Origin of the sequence: Pseudomonas sp. zjy_15, from assembly GCF_043101865.1 — a bacterium.
In the GTDB taxonomy this organism is placed as follows: Bacteria; Pseudomonadota; Gammaproteobacteria; order Pseudomonadales; family Pseudomonadaceae; genus Aquipseudomonas; species Aquipseudomonas putida_Y.
Window position 1 is genome coordinate 49,294 of record NZ_JBICII010000117.1, and the last position, 17,721, is coordinate 67,014.

Annotated in this window: 15 protein-coding genes and 1 riboswitch; of the genes, 8 read left to right on the forward strand and 7 right to left on the reverse strand. The window is 64.2% G+C overall.

Annotated elements, in window-relative coordinates:
- Positions 1–9: 9 nt before the first annotated feature.
- Entirely contained in the window at positions 10–942 is a 933-nt protein-coding gene (locus ACF8EF_RS23075; protein WP_339533515.1) for a LysR family transcriptional regulator, read from the reverse strand.
- A gap of 114 nt (positions 943–1,056) precedes the next feature.
- Here ACF8EF_RS23075 and ACF8EF_RS23080 point away from each other — a divergent pair, with 114 nt between their 5' ends.
- Positions 1,057–1,317 (forward strand): DUF2790 domain-containing protein, encoded by a 261-nt coding sequence (locus ACF8EF_RS23080; RefSeq protein ID WP_004577522.1) that lies wholly within the window; start codon positions 1,057–1,059, stop codon positions 1,315–1,317.
- A gap of 1 nt (position 1,318) precedes the next feature.
- Here the strand turns inward: ACF8EF_RS23080 and ACF8EF_RS23085 are convergent, their stop codons facing one another.
- Positions 1,319–2,011 (reverse strand): tRNA (adenine(22)-N(1))-methyltransferase, encoded by a 693-nt coding sequence (locus ACF8EF_RS23085; protein WP_392462126.1) that lies wholly within the window; start codon positions 2,009–2,011, stop codon positions 1,319–1,321.
- A gap of 136 nt (positions 2,012–2,147) precedes the next feature.
- Here ACF8EF_RS23085 and ACF8EF_RS23090 point away from each other — a divergent pair, with 136 nt between their 5' ends.
- Together ACF8EF_RS23090 and ACF8EF_RS23095 are read left to right on the forward strand one after the other, a co-directional pair.
- A complete protein-coding gene (locus ACF8EF_RS23090; protein WP_003247927.1) occupies positions 2,148–2,528 on the forward strand; it encodes a RidA family protein in 381 nt (126 codons plus the stop codon).
- Positions 2,529–2,742: 214 nt separating this feature from the next.
- A complete protein-coding gene (locus tag ACF8EF_RS23095) occupies positions 2,743–4,743 on the forward strand; it encodes a U32 family peptidase (protein WP_392462128.1) in 2,001 nt (666 codons plus the stop codon).
- A 399-nt stretch (positions 4,744–5,142) separates the two neighbouring features.
- Here the strand turns inward: ACF8EF_RS23095 and ACF8EF_RS23100 are convergent, their stop codons facing one another.
- Entirely contained in the window at positions 5,143–6,468 is a 1,326-nt protein-coding gene (locus ACF8EF_RS23100; RefSeq protein ID WP_176683348.1) for a sigma-54 dependent transcriptional regulator, read from the reverse strand.
- A gap of 341 nt (positions 6,469–6,809) precedes the next feature.
- Between ACF8EF_RS23100 and ACF8EF_RS23105 the strand changes: the two genes are divergently transcribed.
- Positions 6,810–7,076 (forward strand): hypothetical protein, encoded by a 267-nt coding sequence (locus tag ACF8EF_RS23105; RefSeq protein WP_003247923.1) that lies wholly within the window; start codon positions 6,810–6,812, stop codon positions 7,074–7,076.
- A 106-nt stretch (positions 7,077–7,182) separates the two neighbouring features.
- On the opposite strand, the gene ACF8EF_RS23110 is transcribed toward ACF8EF_RS23105, so the two are convergent.
- From ACF8EF_RS23110 to cobW, 4 genes are all read right to left on the reverse strand, one after another.
- The gene (locus ACF8EF_RS23110; protein WP_392462130.1) at positions 7,183–7,773 is read right to left on the reverse strand and encodes a VWA domain-containing protein; all 591 of its coding nucleotides are present in this window, start codon (positions 7,771–7,773) and stop codon (positions 7,183–7,185) included.
- 77 nt (positions 7,774–7,850) lie between these two features.
- Entirely contained in the window at positions 7,851–8,864 is a 1,014-nt protein-coding gene (locus ACF8EF_RS23115; RefSeq protein ID WP_176683346.1) for an ATP-binding protein, read from the reverse strand.
- A gap of 1 nt (position 8,865) precedes the next feature.
- Positions 8,866–12,627 (reverse strand): cobaltochelatase subunit CobN, encoded by a 3,762-nt coding sequence (gene cobN / locus ACF8EF_RS23120; RefSeq protein WP_392462132.1) that lies wholly within the window; start codon positions 12,625–12,627, stop codon positions 8,866–8,868.
- Between the two features lie 3 nt (positions 12,628–12,630).
- Positions 12,631–13,698: a cobalamin biosynthesis protein CobW gene (gene cobW, locus ACF8EF_RS23125; protein ID WP_003247913.1), complete on the reverse strand. Its 1,068-nt coding sequence runs from the start codon at positions 13,696–13,698 to the stop codon at positions 12,631–12,633.
- Between the two features lie 99 nt (positions 13,699–13,797).
- A riboswitch (cobalamin riboswitch) is annotated at positions 13,798–14,014 on the reverse strand.
- 100 nt (positions 14,015–14,114) lie between these two features.
- Here cobW and ACF8EF_RS23130 point away from each other — a divergent pair.
- The 4 genes from ACF8EF_RS23130 (at position 14,115) to ACF8EF_RS23145 (ending at position 17,530) form a co-directional block, all read left to right on the forward strand.
- Positions 14,115–14,267: a hypothetical protein gene (locus ACF8EF_RS23130; RefSeq protein ID WP_392462133.1), complete on the forward strand. Its 153-nt coding sequence runs from the start codon at positions 14,115–14,117 to the stop codon at positions 14,265–14,267.
- Positions 14,264–14,626, forward strand: a complete 363-nt coding sequence (locus ACF8EF_RS23135) for a hypothetical protein (RefSeq protein WP_392462135.1) — start codon at positions 14,264–14,266, stop codon at positions 14,624–14,626. The genes ACF8EF_RS23130 and ACF8EF_RS23135 overlap by 4 nt, the downstream gene beginning before the upstream one ends.
- 170 nt (positions 14,627–14,796) lie before the next feature.
- A complete protein-coding gene (locus tag ACF8EF_RS23140; protein WP_392462137.1) occupies positions 14,797–16,374 on the forward strand; it encodes an ATP-binding cassette domain-containing protein in 1,578 nt (525 codons plus the stop codon).
- A gap of 136 nt (positions 16,375–16,510) precedes the next feature.
- A complete protein-coding gene (locus ACF8EF_RS23145) occupies positions 16,511–17,530 on the forward strand; it encodes a branched-chain amino acid aminotransferase (protein ID WP_176683341.1) in 1,020 nt (339 codons plus the stop codon).
- Positions 17,531–17,721: the final 191 nt, after the last annotated feature.

The window sequence follows — 17,721 nt, forward strand, 5'->3', positions numbered from 1 at the left end:
CTTCTCGCCTCAGCGCCAATACCGCGTATCATCCACCACCCTGGCATGCCCCTCGAACAGCGCCGGCAGTTGCTCCTTGAGGTAATCGATCCAGGTGCGCACCTTGGCGTCCAGGTAATGGCGTGACGGATACATCGCATACAGCGCACTTTCCCGCAGCCGATACGGTGCCAGCAACCGGCACAAGCGCCCCTGCCCGATCGCCTGGCTGGCGGTGTAGAACGGCAGCAGGCCAATGCCCATGCCCAGCTCGCTGGCCACCAGCATGGCGTCGGCGACGTTGGTAGAGAAACTGTCGTTCGGGGCAATCACGCACTGGTCAACCCCTTGCGGGAACACCCAGTCACCTTCGTACATCGGGTAAGCCATGCGCAGGCAGCGATGGCCGTGCAAGTCTTCGGGGCGCTCCGGTACACCGTGGGTATCCAGGTAACCGGGGGCCGCGCAGGGGATGCTGAAAATGTTGCCCAGTGGCACAGCGATCAGTTGCGAATCCGGTAGCGCACCGTCCACGGTGATCACCACGTCATGCCCTTCTGCCAGTGGGTCGGGGTTGCGCTGCGACAGCGTCAGCTCGATCACCACTTCCGGGTAAAGCATGTTGTAGCCGGCCACCAGCGGCATCAGCAACAGCCCCATGCCGTGTGGGCAGTGCAAACGCAGATGGCCGCGAGGCGTGAGGTGCGCCCCTCGCGCTTCGCCCACGGCTTCTTCGGTCAGCAGCATGATCTGCCGCGCACGCTCCAGAAACCGCTCACCCGCCTCGCTCATGCGCAAGCGCCGGGTGGTGCGGTGCAGCAGGCGGGTCTGCAACTGGTTCTCCAGCTCGGCAACGATGCGCGAAACCTGCGCTGCAGAAATATCCAGAGCATTGGCAGCTGCAGCGAAGCTGCCACATTCCACCACCCGGGTGAAGGTACGCATGGCATGCAGCATGTCCATGAAGGGGTGCTCCTTATTGTTGCGTTAAAAGCAGGAATCTATCACGGTTTAGCCCATTTATTGTGGATGGCAAATGAATAGATCATTAGCCATCCATTAAAAAAGGAGCCTGTCATGAAACGCTCGATCACTGTCCTTGCCATTGCCGCTGCCTTCGCCTCGTTCGGTGCTTTTGCCGATGCCGGCAACAACCAGCCCGTCAGCAGCCAATATGAATACGGCATGCCGCTGGACGTGGCCAAGGTCATCTCCATCACCCCGGCCAGTAACGCCGCCGACTGCCAGGTGGGCACCGCACACATGGTGTACGTCGACCATCAGGGCCAGAAGCGCGAAATCGACTACCGGGAAATGGGCAACTGCTCGCAGCAGTGAGTCAGGCCAGTACCTGGGTGATCCAGCCCACCTGCTGATTGAAATCGTCGATCTTCGCCTGAGGCACCGCATCGCGGGCCCGCTGGAAATTGGCCAGGGTCTGCTGCTTCTGCCGCAGCATGCGCCGCCACTTGACCACAAACGCCTCGCTTTTCTCCTGCATCAACACGGGGCCGAAGTACAGTTGTTCAGCGCTATACACCCCCCTGCCCGGCTCGGCGACGATGATCTCGTAATCGAAGCGGTTTTCCCGTAACAGCTCTTCGCTGACGATCTGGTAACCATTGCCCGCCAGCCACTGGCGCAGTTCGCGCTCACCGCCATTAGGCTGCAGTACCAGGCGCGTGACGCCGCCAAGGCACTGCTTGCCGGCCTCGAGGATCTCGCACATGGTGTCGCCGCCCATGCCGCAGATGCTCACCACCGAGATACGGTCTTGCGGCTCGACCGCTGCCAGCCCATCGGCCAGGCGCACGGTGACCCGCTCTTGCAGGCCATTTTTGCGCACATTGCGCTGGGCCGAGGCGAACGGCGTCTGTGCCACCTCACCCGCTACAGCGGCCTCGAGCACGCCACGCAGCATCAAGGCCACCGGCAGGTAGCCGTGGTCCGAGCCAATGTCGGCCAAGCGCGCGCCCTGCGGTACATGGGCGGCCACGCGCTCCAGGCGCCTGGACAAAGTCTGTTCGTTCAACGTAAACCCCTGGTTTTGCAATCGGCCGCGATTCTGACGGCGAACGCCGCGCATTTCAAACGCCGAGGCACCCTCGACCGGGCCGGTGCGCTCGCGTAGGCTTGCCGTTTTCCTTCCGTTGCAAGGCAAACACACCATGGCAAATGCAGACATCATCTACACCCCGGACCCGGACGCCGAGTCGATTTCCTCGGACGTTGCCGAGTACAACGGCGTACTGGTCACCACGCAAATCCCGACCCACGCCGACGGCAGCCTGGAACTGGGCGGCATCGTCGAGCAGAGCGAATGCACCCTGCAGGCGCTGAAAGTGGCCCTGGAAAAGGCCGGCAGCGGTATGGACCGCGTGCTGCACCTGACCATCTACCTGACCGACATGGCCGACCGCGCGGCGTTCAACGAAGTGTACCAGCGCTTCTTCAGCAAGCCCTGGCCGGTGCGTGCGGCGGTGGGCGTGGCTTCGCTGGCATTTGAAGGCATGCGTGTGGAAGTGACGGCGATGGCTGCCAAGCGCTGAGCTGCGCTTGTCGGGGTGCGCAGCGCCCCCGACATCGTTGACTGACCGCAAAATCGCCGGGGCCGCTCTGCGGCCCGTTCGCGACCCAAAGCCGCTCCCACAGTTGCGCGTACTCCCAGCCGATCCCGCACCTCCCGGCACCCCAATGATGCCGCCAGCCCGTTTCACCGCTACAATGCCCGCCTAAACCGTGACAGCCCGAAAATATAACGACATGTCCCTTCCAAAGAATCACCTGGAACTGCTCAGCCCTGCCCGTGACGTGGCCATCGCCCGTGAAGCGATCCTGCACGGCGCTGACGCCATCTATATCGGCGGCCCGAGCTTTGGCGCGCGCCATAACGCCTGCAACGAAGTCAGCGATATCGCCGAACTGGTCGAGTTCGCCCATCGCTACCATGCACGCGTGTTCACCACCATCAACACCATCCTCCACGACAACGAGCTGGAACCGGCGCGCAAGCTGATTCACCAGCTGTACGATGCCGGCGTTGACGCGCTGATCGTGCAGGACCTCGGGGTGATGGAGCTGGACATCCCACCGATCGAGCTGCATGCCAGCACCCAGACCGACATCCGCACTCTGGAGCGGGCCAAGTTCCTCGACCAGGCCGGGTTCTCGCAACTGGTACTGGCGCGTGAGCTGAACCTGCAGCAAATCCGCGCCATCGCCGCCGAAACCGATGCTGCCATCGAGTTCTTCATCCACGGCGCACTGTGCGTGGCGTTCTCCGGCCAATGCAACATTTCCCATGCGCAGACCGGCCGCAGCGCCAACCGCGGTGATTGCTCGCAAGCCTGCCGCCTGCCCTACACGCTGAAAGATGACCAGGGCCGCGTGGTTGCGTTCGAGAAACACTTGCTGTCGATGAAGGACAACAACCAGACTGCCAACCTGGCTGACCTGGTCGATGCCGGCGTGCGCTCGTTCAAGATCGAGGGCCGCTACAAGGACATGGGCTATGTGAAGAACATCACCGCCCATTACCGCAAAGAGCTCGATGCCATCCTTGAAGACCGCCCTCAGTACGCCCGCGCGTCCAGCGGCCGTACCCAACACTTCTTCCTGCCCGACCCGGACAAAACCTTCCACCGCGGCAGCACCGACTACTTCGTGACCGACCGTAAGGTCGATATCGGCGCCTTCGACTCGCCAACCTTCACCGGCCTGCCGGTGGGTGTAGTGGAAAAGGTCGGCAAGCGTGACATGCACGTGGTTACCGACGTACCGCTGACCAACGGCGACGGCCTCAATGTGCTGGTCAAGCGCGAAGTGGTGGGCTTCCGCGCCAACATCGCCGAACCGCGGGGCGAATTCGAAGAAGACGGCCACAAGCGCTACCGCTATCGCGTCGAACCCAACGAAATGCCCGAAGGCCTGCACAAGCTGCGGCCCAACCACCCGCTGTCGCGCAACCTCGACCACAATTGGCAACAGGCCCTGCAACGCACCTCCTCCGAACGCCGGGTCGGCGTGGAGTGGCACGCGGTCCTGCGCGAGCAGCGCTTGATGCTGACCCTGAGCAGTGAAGAAGGCGTGAGTGTGCAGGTGGCCCTGGACGGCCCGTTCGGCGTAGCCAACAAGCCGCAGCAGGCACTGGAGCAGCTGCACGACCTGCTCGGCCAGCTGGGCACCACCCTGTACCACGCCGACCGCATCGAACTGGATGCCCCACAGGCGTACTTCATTCCCAACTCGCAGCTCAAGGCCCTGCGCCGCGAAGCCATCGAGGCGCTGACTGCAGCGCGTGTGCAGGCGCATCCGCGTGGCGGGCGCAAGGCCGAGAGCACACCACCGCCGGTGTACCCCGAGTCGCACCTGTCATTCCTGGCCAACGTATACAACCAGAAGGCCCGCGACTTCTACCACCGCCACGGCGTGCAACTGATCGATGCGGCCTATGAAGCCCACGAAGAACACGGCGAAGTGCCGGTGATGATCACCAAGCACTGCCTGCGCTTCTCCTTCAACCTGTGCCCCAAGCAGGCCAAGGGCGTGACCGGCGTGCGCACCAAGGTGGCACCGATGCAGCTGATTCAGGGTGACGAAGTGCTGACCCTGAAGTTCGACTGCAAGCCGTGCGAGATGCATGTGATCGGCAAGATGAAGAGCCACATCATCGACCTGCCGACCCCGGGCAGCGCGGTGGCCCAGGTGGTGGGGCATATCAGCCCGGAAGACTTGCTCAAGACCATCCCGCGCGGACCGCACTGAGTTCGCCTGGCAGGGCCTCTTCGCTACACGGGCTTGTGGTTCCCTGTAGGAGCGGCTTTAGCCGCGAATACGGTAGCCGAGACAACGGTGAACGGCAGGTGGAAATTGGCCAGCAGGCACGGCCCTTTCGCGGGTAAACCCGCTCCTACACAGGCTTGTTCCCTGTAGGAGCGGGTTTACCCGCGAATACGGTAGCCGCGACAATGGTGAACGGCGGGTGGACATTGGCCAGCAGGTCCGGCCCTTTCGCGGGTAGCCGCGAATACGGTAGCAGAGACAACGGTGAACGGCGGGTGGAAACTGGCTAGCAGGCCCGGCCCTTTCGCGGGTGAACCCGCTCCTACACGGGCTTGTGTAAGAGCGGCTTCAAAGAACGGCGCAAGCGTACCTCAGAAGCGCTCAGCGTATCTGGTGCTTGTGCAGCAAGCGGTAGAACGTCGGCCGCGAAACGCCCAGCACCTTGGCCGCCACGCTCAGGTTGTCGCTGTGCCGGTTGAGCACATCGCACAGCGCCTGCCGCTCGGCGCGGTGCTTGTATTCCTCCAGCGTGCCCAGCGGCTGTTGTTCCGGGTCGAGCAACTGCAACCCCAGGTCCTGCGCCTCGATCTGCCGCCCTTCAGCCAGGACCAGCCCGCGGCGCACACGGTTGGCCAGCTCGCGCACATTGCCCGGCCAGTCATGCCGGCCCATCGCCGCCAGGGCATGGTCGCTGAACGACCGCGGCCGACGCCCGGTTTCCACGCTGTAGAAATGGGCGAAATGGCTAGCCAGCATCGACAGGTCACCATGCCGGTCGCGCAACGGCGCGGTCACCACCTGCAAGACGTTCAGGCGGTAATACAGGTCTTCGCGGAAACGCCCTTGCTCAATGGCCCGCTCGAGGTCCACATGCGTGGCCGCCAGCACCCGTACATCCACCGGTATTGGCTGGCTGCCACCCACCCGCTCGATGTGCTTCTCCTGCAAAAAACGCAGCAAGTTGGCCTGCAACTCCAACGGCAGGTCGCCGATTTCATCAAGAAACAACGTGCCGCCATCGGCCGCTTCGATACGCCCGGCCTTGCGCTGGTGGGCGCCGGTAAAGGCGCCCTTCTCATGGCCGAACAGTTCGGACTGGATCAAGTGCTCGGGGATCGCCCCGCAGTTGATAGCGATGAACGGCTGCTCGCTGCGTTGCGACTGGCGGTGCAGGGTGCGTGCCACCAGCTCTTTGCCGGTGCCGCTCTCACCGCGGATCAGCACCGGGGACTCGGTGGGTGCCAGTTTACCCAGCAACTTGCGCAACTCGCGGATAGGCCGGCTTTCGCCGAGCAATTCATGGGTCGTCTCATCGACCTTGACAGCCCCCTTGCCGCGCAGGCGCGCCATGCCGAAGGCCCGGCCCAGGGTTACCTGCACACGGGAGACGTCGAACGGCAGGGTATGGAAGTCGAAAAACCATTCACACACAAAATCGCCGAACGCCGGCATGCGCAGCTGATCGGCGCTGAGCACGGCAATCCATTCGGTGTTGCTGCGCTTGATCATGTCCTTGACCGCATCCGGGTGCCTCAGGTGCGAAGCCTGCAAGCGCAATAGCCCGACATCGCACGTGTGGTCCAGCGCAGCCCCGAGCAGACAGCTGTCCACATCCCAGCCTGCGTTGCGCAGGCCAGGTAACAAACGGTGGCAATCGTCGCAGGGGTCGACGATAAGCAAACGGCGTTGAGCGGCAGGCTGCTGCATGACCGGTCCTTGGCGCCAGTTTTTGGTTTTTTGAAGTAAAACAGCAAGTTGTGGCGCTCGTTTAACAGTAGCAACGAAGTTGACGGTTCCCAGTACCGTTTGTCTGCCGAATCATTTTTTTACAAACCACTACGGGAATTTTCGCACTTTATCGACATCACAAGGCGGCGCAGGCAAGAACAGCGGCGCCCCTGGAAAAAAATTTACAACCAATGTGTGACTTATCCACTAACAACGAGCATCAGTACACACAACCCCGCGCTGCACTTCGCGATACATGAGGCGACTTTGAAGCAACGCGGACTTCACTTCGATGTTTGGGACCATAGAGAGACCGAACCATGAATGCCCCGCTCCGTGTCAACGAAGCACTGCTGATTGCCGACCACGCCTTCGAACCGTTCCAGTGCGTAGCCTGGGATGCGCCCAACGGTACTGGTGAACTGAGCCTGGCAGTGATCGACCGGACCAGCACCCGCATCGGCGCCAAGCAAGTGTCGTCGCGCATCTACTCCGACCCGGCCCAATGGGCCAGCCTGATCGAAGAAGTGCGCGCCGAACTGTGTGAAAAGGGTTACGACCTGCAACCGTGGTCGATGCCAAAGTAATATCGGCTGGCACAACAAGTGCGTGCACTGTCACGCACTTGTGCAACTTCTCTGTTGCTGTTGCGACAACTTTTCTGATTGCGACATAGTGTCGCAACCCGCCCTTTCAATCCACCACCTTGAATTGTTGCAAATGCTGGTAATCGGCGTGCAATTGTTCTGCCAGACGCTGCGCGCGCCCCAGGCGCACTGGCGCCAGCTCCATATCGACCAACAACGTGGTGCATGGCATCGGCTGCACGATATTGCTGTACTGCAGGCGACCGTCGGTGAAGACCAGGCAACGCAAGGCTTCTTGCGGGTGGGCTCGCTGCCGCGCCTGTAGCCAGTGCCGCGCCTGCTCCAGTGCGGCTAACAACGGCGTGCCCCCACCTGCCCCCAAGGCCTGCAACCAGGGTTGCAAGGCGGCCGATGCCTTCAGCCCGTGGCGCTGCCACTGTGGCGTGCGCCCGCTGGCAGTCAGCAGGGCCAAGCGGGCGCGCTGGCGATAGGCCTGGTCGAACAATGCCGCCAGCAACCCTTTGGTCTGCGCCAGCGCCTGATGACGCCGGGTTGAAGCCGAGGCATCGACGATCACCAGCCACAACTCTGCAGGCCTGCCCTTGCGCTGCTGCCAGCACAGGTCCTGTCGCTGACGCGGCCGCCCTTTGAGCAAGGTCGGCAGCCAGGCCACCCGGCCGACCGCCGCATGATGCACGGGGCCACGGCGGGTACCGTTCTGCTTGCCTGTGCCCGCTCTGGCATCCGCCCCTTTGGCTGGTGGCTGGGGGATGCTCAGGGCTTTTTTGCCCAGTTCGGCACCTCACGGCGGGCGCCGCTGGCAACCGGCTGCGCCGGTAATGCCCCCCAGTCGCCCTGCCCGCCCCGTTCACCCGGGTTGCCGGCGCCAGGCTGCTGGTCAGGCGGCGGTGGCGCCGACGGCGGGTTGGCCTGGGGCGTCATACGGCGGCGATGGCGCAAGGCGAATTCGGCCACCGCCTCGACATCCACTTCTTCGATAGCCGCAGCGCCGCGCCAGGCACAGTGGGCGCGCGCAGCGCGCAGCCACACCAGGTCGGCGCGCAGGCCGTCCACGCCGGCGGCGTAGCAGCGCTCGGTAATCCAGGCCAGCGCCTGGTCATCCAGGGCAATGTCGGCCAAGGCCTGGCGCGCCGCCTGGCAGCGCTCGCGCAGTTGCGCCTGGGCCTGGGCCCAGTGTGCGCAGAACGCCTGAGGGTCACTGTCGAAGGCCAGGCGGCGGCGAATGATCTGCTGCCGGGCCTCGGGCTCCGGTAAGCCCTCCAGCGCCACGTTCAGGCCGAAACGGTCGAGCAACTGCGGGCGCAGCTCGCCCTCTTCCGGGTTCATGGTGCCGATCAGTACGAAGCGGGCGCTGTGCCGGTGCGAGATACCGTCACGCTCGACGCGGTTTGTGCCGCTGGCAGCCACGTCAAGCAACAGATCGACCAAGGTGTCGGGCAGCAGGTTGACCTCATCGACATACAGCACACCGCCGTCGGCCTGGGCCAGCACGCCCGGGGAAAACTGCGCCTTGCCCTGCCCCAGCGCGGCATCCAGGTCGAGGGTGCCGACCAACCGCTCTTCACTGGCGCCCAATGGCAAAGTGACGAACGGGCCTTCGCCAAGCAGGTCGGCCAGGCCACGGGCCAGGGTGCTCTTGGCCATGCCACGCGGCCCTTCGATCAGCACACCACCGATCCTGGGGTCGATGGCGGTCAGGCACAGCGCCAGCTTGAGGTCGTCTGCACCGACCACGGCCGCCAGCGGGAATTGTACGGGTTCACTCATTTCAAGCCTGTTCCTCGCCGTCGAGCAATTGTTCCTCAAGGGCTTCGCGGTAGTCGCCCGGCGCCTGCCACAAGCCGCGCTGCTGGGCCTCCAGCAGGCGCTCGGTGAGGTCGCGCAAGGCCTCGGGGTTGTGCTCGCGCATGAAATCGCGGGTCGCCGGGTCGAGCACGTAGGCATCGGCCAGCCCCTGGTAATGATGATCGTCGATCAGGTGCGTGGTGGCGTCGAAGGCGAACAGGTTGTCGACTGTCGCTGCCATCTCGAAGGCACCCTTGTAGCCGTGACGCTTGACCCCGTCGATCCACTTGGGGTTGAGCGCACGGGCACGGATTACCCGGTTCAGCTCTTCCTTGAGGGTACGGACGCGCGGTCGGTCGGCCTGGCTGTGGTCGCCATGGTAGCTGGCCACCACCGCCCCGGACAGGGTTTCCGAGGCCGCCAGCATGCCGCCCTGGAACTGGTAGTAATCGTTGGAATCGAGCAGGTCGTGCTCGTGGTTGTCCTGGTTCTGCAGCACCGCCTGCACCTTGGCCAGGCGCTGGGCGAACTGGGCGCGGGCCGGGGTTCCGTCGTCGCTGCCACCGTAGGCATAGCCGCCGTGGTTGAGGTAGACCTCGGCCAGGTCGTCGCGGCTGTGCCACAAGCGCCCGTCGATGGCGTTCTGCACCCCGGCACCGTAAGCCCCGGGTTTGGCGCCGAACACCCGCCAGCCAGCCTGACGTGCGGCCTGCTCGGCCTCCATGCCTTGAGCCTGCAGCGTTGCCCGCTCGCTGCGCACACGGGCAGCCAGTGGGTTGAGGTCGTCAGGTTCGTCCAGCGCGGCCACTGCCTGCACGGCGGCGTCGAACAGGCGGATCAGGTTACCGAAGGCATCGCGGAAGAAGCCGGAAACACGCAAGGTCACGTCCACCCTGGGGCGGTCGAGAAGGCTCAGCGGCAAGATTTCGAAATCGTCGACCCGTTGGCTGCCGGTGGCCCAGACAGGCCGCACGCCCATCAGCGCCATGGCCTGCGCGATGTCGTCGCCGCCGGTGCGCATGGTCGCCGTGCCCCACACCGACAGGCCGAGCTGACGCAAGTGGTCGCCGTGGTCCTGCAGATGGCGTTCGAGGATCAGGCTGGCCGAGGCGAAGCCCAGGCGCCAGGCCGTGGTGGTGGGCAGGTTGCGCACGTCCACGGTATAGAAGTTGCGGCCGGTGGGCAGCACATCGAGGCGCCCTCGGCTTGGCGCACCACTGGGGCCAGCGGGCACGAAGCGCCCGGCCAGTGCCGCCAGCAGGCCATGCATTTCAGCCGTGCCGCAGGCGTCCAGGCTGGGTGCGACCGCTTCACACAGGGCCTGCACGACAGCGTGCACCGGTTGCCACTCACTCAGGTCGGGTAACTGTACTGTGCCCTCCAGTGCCTGCCCAATCACCTGCAGTGCCAACAGCTCAAGGCGCTCGCGGGTGTCGCCACAAGTGCGCCAGGGCTCATTGCTCATGGCCTGCAGCTGTTCAGGGCGTATGCCCTGCCACGGCTGCCCAAGGTCGCAATCGAGCGGGTCCCAGCCCGGCACCAGTGCTTTCGCCAGGGCCCGCAGCAGGCTGGCATTGCCGCCACGACCGTCGCCACGCTCGACCCGCAACAACGCCAGTAGCGTATCCAGGCGCAGCCGCCCTTCAGGTGACTGACCAAACACGTGCAGGCCATCGCGAATTTGCGACTCCTTCAGGTCGCACAGGTAGGTATCCAGGCGCGGCAGCCATAGCGCCGCATCGTCCAGTTGCCCTTCCAGTTGCAACTCACGGTCGATGTGGTTGGCCTTGACCAGCTCGAGGATGTCACGCTGCAACTCGCGGGCACGCCGAGGGTCGAGCAACTGCGCTTCGTAGAACTCGTCGGCCAGTTGTTCCAGGTGGCGCAGCGGGCCATAGGTTTCGGCACGGGTCAGCGGCGGCATCAGATGGTCGATGATTACCGCCTGGGTGCGCCGCTTGGCCTGGGCGCCCTCGCCCGGGTCGTTGACGATGAACGGGTAGATGTTCGGCAGCGGCCCGAGCAGCGCGTCCGGCCAGCACTGCGCCGACAGCCCGACGCCTTTGCCGGGCAACCATTCGAGGTTGCCGTGCTTGCCGACGTGGATCACCGCATCGGCGGCAAATGCGTGACGCAGCCAGAAGTGAAATGCCAGGTAGCCGTGCGGCGGCACCAGGTCAGGGTCGTGATACACCGCGCTGGGGTCTACCTGATAGCCCCGCGCCGGCTGGATACCGACGAAGGTCAAACCAAAGCGCAGGCCGGCAACCATCAGCCGGCCGCTGCGGTACATCGGGTCCTGTTCGGGCGGCCCCCAGCGTTCCAGCACTGCCTGGCGGTTGGCCTGCGGCAGGCGCTCGAAGGCCAGCTGGTAATCGGCCAGGCTCAGGCTCTGGGCACAGGGGCGCTGGTCGAGGTGGTCGAGGTCGTTGGTCACCCCACCGAGCAACTGCTGGATCAGTTGCGTACCGCTGCCCGGCAGTTCGGCCAGCGGGTAGCCTTCGGCCTGCAGCGCCTTGAGGATGTTGAGTGCGGCGGCGGGCGTGTCCAGGCCGACGCCATTGCCAATGCGGCCATCGCGGGTCGGGTAGTTGGCCAGCACCAGGGCCACACGCTTCTGGGCATTGGGCAGGCGGGCCAGCTCGACCCAGCGGCGGGCCAGCTCGGCGACAAAGTCCATGCGCTCGGGGTGGGCGCGGTAGCAGACAACGTCGGACTGGCTGCGCTCGCTGCGCCAGGCCATGTCCTTGAAACTGACAGGGCGCGTGATGATGCGCCCATCCAGCTCCGGCAACGCAATGTGCATGGCCAGGTCGCGCGCGCCCAGGCCCTGTTCGCTGGCCTCCCAGCCAGGCTGGTTGTCCTGCGCACAGATGGCCTGAAGCACCGGGATGTCGCGGCGGAACGGGCGCAGGTTGGGGCGCTCGGGGCTGGACAAGGCGAAACCGGTGGTATTGACCAGCACTTCGGCGCCGACCTCGTCCAGCCAGGCTTCGACCTGTTCCAGGCAGGCGCTTTCCTTGAGGCTGGCCACGGCGATCGGCAACGGGTTCAGGCCGGCAGCCTGCAGGCGCTGGCAGAATACGTCGATGAACGCGGTATTGGCCGCTTGCAGGTGCGAACGGTAGAACAGCAGCGGCGCCACTGGCTGCTCGGGGTGCCAGTGCGGGTACCAGTCCTCGAGTGTCGCGCTGCCCTTGGCGGGGTGATATACCGCGGTGCGCGGCAAAGGCTGCGGCTCGTCCCAGGCATAGTCGCGGCCCAGCCACTGGCTGGCCAGGCAGTTGAACAGGTTGATGGCATTGGCCTTGCCGCCCTGGCGCAGGTAATGCCAAAGCCGCTCGGCCTGCTCACCGCGGACGTTGCCCAGGCTGGTCAGTTCCGGGTCCGGGCGGTCATCGCCCGGCACCAGAATCAGCTGCACGCCACGGGCGGCCAGCTCGACCAGTTGTTCGACGCCGTAGCGCCAGTAGCCAACGCCACCGTGCAGCGACACCAGGATGACCTTGGCGTGACGCAGCACCTGGTCGACATACAGGTCGACCGAGGCATGGTTCTGCACCTGCATCGGGTTGGCCAGGCGCAGGCTGGGAAAGTCTTCGGGCAATTGCTCGGCGGTGTCGGCGAGCAATGCCAGGTGTGAATCGCCGCTGCAGAGAATCACCAGCTCGGCGGGTGTCTGGCCGAGGTCGGCAATGCTGTCATCCGGTACGAATCCACCGGGCTGGGTCCGCAGCAGGTGCATGGGTCAGGCGCCCAGCGCCTGGCGCAGGCGCGCTTCCAGCTGGGCGGCATCGAGGTCCTGGCCAATCAGCACCAGGCGGGTGATGCGCGGCTCGTCGGCGCGCCAGGCGCGGTCGAAGTGCTTGTCGAAACGGGTGCCCACGCCTTGTACCAGCAGGCGCATCGGCTTGCCCGGGATGGCGGCGAAGCCTTTGGCGCGCAGGATACCGAACTCCACCACCAGCTGGGTCAATGCATCGAGCAGCAGGCTTTCGTCGGCTTCAGGCAGGTCAATGGAGATGGAGTCGAAAGCGTCGTGGTCATGATCGTCATGATCGTCGCCATCGTGGTGCGAATCGTGGTGGGTTCGGCGGCCATCGATATGCGCCTCGGACTCGGCACCCACGCCCAGCAGCACCTCCAGTGGCAGCTTGCCGCTGCTGGCCTCGATCACTTTCACCGCCGGCGGCAGTTCTTCGGCCACCTCGGCACGCACCTTGGCCAGGCCTTCGGCGTCGATCAGGTCAGCCTTGTTCAACACCACCAGGTCGGCACTGGCCAACTGGTCAGCGAACAGCTCGTGCAGGGGCGATTCATGATCCAGGTTAGGGTCGAGCTTGCGCTGGGCATCGACCTGGTCCGGGTAGGCGGCAAAGGTGCCAGCGGCCACGGCCGGGCTGTCGACCACGGTGATGACCGCATCGACGGTGCAGGCGTTGCGGATTTCCGGCCACTGGAACGCTTGTACCAATGGCTTGGGCAGGGCCAGGCCGCTGGTTTCGATGAGGATGTGGTCGAGGTCGCCACGGCGGGCCACCAGCTCGCGCATCACCGGGAAGAATTCTTCCTGCACGGTGCAGCACAGGCAGCCGTTGGCCAGCTCGTAGACGCGGCCGCTGGCTTCTTCCTCGGTGCAACCGATGCTGCACTGCTTGAGGATTTCGCCATCGATGCCCAGTTCACCAAATTCGTTGACGATCACCGCAATGCGGCGGCCCTGGGCGTTGTCGAGCATGTGGCGCAGCAAGGTGGTCTTGCCCGAGCCGAGGAAGCCGGTGACGATGGTGACGGGGAGCTTGGCCAGTGTTTTCATGTCGCATTGCCCTTGGCAGTGTGGCGCGGGCATGCAGGACGACAGCCGCAGGCCAGGCTGGCCGGGCTTGTTCGCCACCGGATCACCCCGCCCGGTTGAAAGTCGAAAACGTGACGAGGCAGGTCTCCTGGCTTGCACCGTTCCATGCCCCGTTCAGTCGAACGGCGGGCTGGCGGGATGACGCCTTCCCGCGCGCTGGCGCAGTGGCTGTGTCGATCCGTTGTCGGTGCTTACAGTTGCGGGGGCAGCCGCGGCTTGTACCGCGTTCCCGTCTTAGCTTCGGCCAGGCCGAAGAACCTCGAAGTGGCAAGGCTACGCAGTGGCTGGCGGGTGGTCAACCATTGCTGCGGGGCCGGTCGACAACGCTGGGCGCAAGTGCGCTACAGTGGCGCCTTATCCACGGTCAAGGACGCACCATGCCCCTCGCCCCCGCCATACCTGTACTGCGCATATTCTCGGCCGACAAGGCCAAGGCTTTTTACCTGGATTTTCTGCAGATGCAAGGGCGGGACCCGTTCGGCAACCGCCTGCGCTTTTGCCAGCAGATCGATGACGAGGCCAACCCATGAAGGCATTGGGCAAACGCGAAATAGGCCGCCTGGAGCGGGAGTTGGTGGCATGCCTGACCGATGCCTGCGAAACCGCCAAGGCGGAGATTGTCGGCTTCAGTTGGCTTACCCATCGCCTCGACCCCGAGGACTTTCCGAGCAGCCTGCGTATCACCTGGGTATTCGAGCAAGAGGCCGACAAGGCAGCGGCCGTGGTCGGTGATGCGAAGGCGCGCATGCTGGCGCTTACCGGCCTGGCGCTGGAGCAAGCCGGCATTGAGCTGGACCATCCGGCCTGGCATGTGCGATTCGACAGTGAAGAAGCCTGCGCGCACGGCCACGGCGGAGACTGGGCCAAGCGCTTGCAGACGCAGCGCTGAGCCCCAACCGGCAGCCGGTGCTTTACCCGGCCCCAGAGGGCCGTTAGGCTACGCAGTCTCTAAATTACGAGGTGTTCGTCCAATGCGCCATTGATGCCGCCGTCTGTTCGACGGCCAGTCTTCAGCCTCCGGTTCGTACCGGAGATGTCGCGGCATTTGTGGAGTTGTGCATGACGAACACGTCGATTCTGACGCTGGACAGCGTCTCCTTGGCCTTGCCTGATGGCAGGCCGCTGTTTAGCAACCTCAACGAAACCTTCGACCAACGCCGCACCGGCCTGGTCGGGCGCAATGGCGTGGGCAAAAGCCTGCTAGGGCAGATTCTTGCCGGCCAGCGTGAACCGAGCAGCGGCCATTGTCGGCGCCTCGGACCTGTCCATTTGCTGGACCAGCAAGTCATCGAGCGCAGCGCCACGCTGGCCGACCTGGCCCAAGTGGGACCGGTGATTGCGGCGCTGGAGCGCATCGAGCAAGGCAGCATCGAGCCCCAGGATTTCGACACCGTTGGCGAGCGCTGGGATATGCGCGAGCAATTGCAGCTGCAGCTTCAGGGCCACGGCCTGGGTCAACTTGACTGGCGCCAGCCCGCTCGGACCCTGAGCGGTGGCCAAGCCATGCGCGTGGCACTGATTGGCGCGTGGCTCAGCGGTGCCGATTACCTGATCCTCGACGAGCCAAGCAATCACCTGGACAGCAACGCCCGCGCCCAGTTGCTGAGCATGATCGAAGCCTGGGACCGTGGCTTGCTGGTGATCAGCCACGACCGCAGCCTGCTGGCGCACATGGCACGCATTGTCGAACTATCCAGCCTGGGCTTGCAGGCCTATGGTGGCAACTACAGCCTCTATAGTGCGCAAAAAACCAACCAGACGGCGCAGGCCCAGCAGCAACTTGCCCGGCTGAAGCAGGCGCAGCAACGACAGGCCCGTGAACTGCAGCGCCAACGCGAAGACCTGGAGCGCCATCAGGCCCGGGCCGGGCGCCAAGCCAAGCACGCCAACCAGGCCAAGATTCTGGTCGACCGCAAGCAGGAGCGCAGCCAGGCCACTGCCGGCAAGCAGCGCCGCGAGCATCGCGATGCTCGGCAAACGCTTATGGGCAAAGTGCGTGACGCCGCCCGCGAGGTGGAGCAAGACAGCGCTATTACCTTGCACACGCCCACACCTCAGCGTCATCCGGGCCGAGAAGTGTTGGCGTTGCAGGCACTTTGCTTGCCCCATGGCACCCGTAAAGCGCTTGACCTGCGCTTGTGCCTGGGCCAGCGCGTAGGGCTGATCGGCGCCAATGGCAGTGGCAAGTCTACCCTGCTCAGGCTGCTGAATGGGGAATTGCCGGCATCGCCCGACAATGTGCGCCTCAGTGGTGAGACCGCCCTGCTCGACCAGCACTGCAGCACACTGGCAGGCAACCGTAGCGTGCTCGAACACCTACGCCAAGCCAACCCGACGATGGCCCAGGGGAAATTGCGCAGCCGCCTGGCGCAACTGGGCCTGGATGCGGCCCGTATCGAACTGCCCAGTGGCCTGCTTAGCGGCGGTGAGCGTATGAAGGCGGCGCTGGCCGCCGTGCTGTACCGCGAACGGCCGCTCGATCTATTGCTGCTGGACGAACCTGGCAACCACCTGGACCTGCCATCGCTGACAGCCCTGGAACACATGCTTGGGCAGTTTCGCGGGGCGCTGATAGTGGCGTCCCATGATGTGGTATTGCTGGAAAACCTGGCGCTGGATGAGTACTTGCTGTTGTAGAAACCGAAAAAAAAGCATCGCAGCCTATCAATTCGTGACTGGCCGTTCCCGATCCGCCAAGGATGTATTAAGGTGGCATGGTGCGCATATAACAGCAGCCCGAGCGATCGGGCACTTGCAAGACAATGAGGGTGTCATGAGCAACGAAAGCATTAATTGGGACAAGCTGGGTTTCGACTACATCAAGACCGACAAACGCTACCTGTCCGTATGGCGCAATGGCGAGTGGGACAAGGGCACCCTGACCGAAGACAACGTACTGCACATCAGTGAAGGCTCCACGGCCCTGCACTACGGCCAGCAGTGCTTCGAAGGCCTGAAGGCCTACCGTTGCAAGGACGGCTCGATCAACCTGTTCCGCCCGGACCAGAACGCTGCCCGCATGCAGCGCAGCTGCGCACGCCTGCTGATGCCGCACGTGCCGACCGATGTGTTCATCGAAGCGTGCAAGCAAGTGGTCAAGGCCAATGAAAAGTTCGTGCCACCGCACGGCAAAGGCGCCCTGTACCTGCGCCCGTTCGTGATCGGCACCGGCGACAACATTGGCGTGCGCACCGCCCCCGAGTTCATCTTCTCGGTGTTCGCCATCCCGGTTGGTTCGTACTTCAAGGGTGGCATGAAGCCGCACAGCTTCCAGATTTCCAGCTTCGACCGTGCTGCCCCGCAGGGCACCGGCGCGGCCAAGGTCGGTGGCAATTACGCTGCCAGCCTGCAGCCGGGCGCTGAAGCGAAGAAGGCCAACTTCGCCGATGCCATCTACCTCGACCCGCTGACCCACACCAAGATCGAGGAAGTCGGTTCGGCCAACTTCTTCGGCATCACCGCCAACAACGAGTTCGTTACCCCGAAATCGGCCTCGGTACTGCCAGGCATCACCCGCCTCTCGCTGATGGAGCTGGCGCAATCGCGTCTGGGCCTGACCGTGATCGAAGGCGATGTCGAGATCAGCAAGCTGGACCGTTTCGTCGAAGCCGGTGCCTGCGGTACCGCAGCCGTGATCACCCCGATCGGCGGCATCGAGTACAACGGCAAGCTGCACGTGTTCCACGACCTGGAAAAGGTCGGCCCGGTTACCCAGAAGCTCTACAACGAGCTGACCGGCATCCAGAGCGGCGATGTAGAAGCACCAGCAGGCTGGATCGTCAAGGTCGCCTGAGTCGCATCAGCTGTATGAAAACGGGGCATGCCAGTAATGGCATGCCCCGTTTTTCGTAGGTTTACACGGCCACCTTGAGGTGCGGGTTTACCCGCGAATACGGTGGCGGCGGCGACGGGGAACGGCGGGTGGAAATTGGCCAGCAGGGCCGGCCCTTTCGCGGGTGAACCCGCTCCTACGACGGCCTGTGT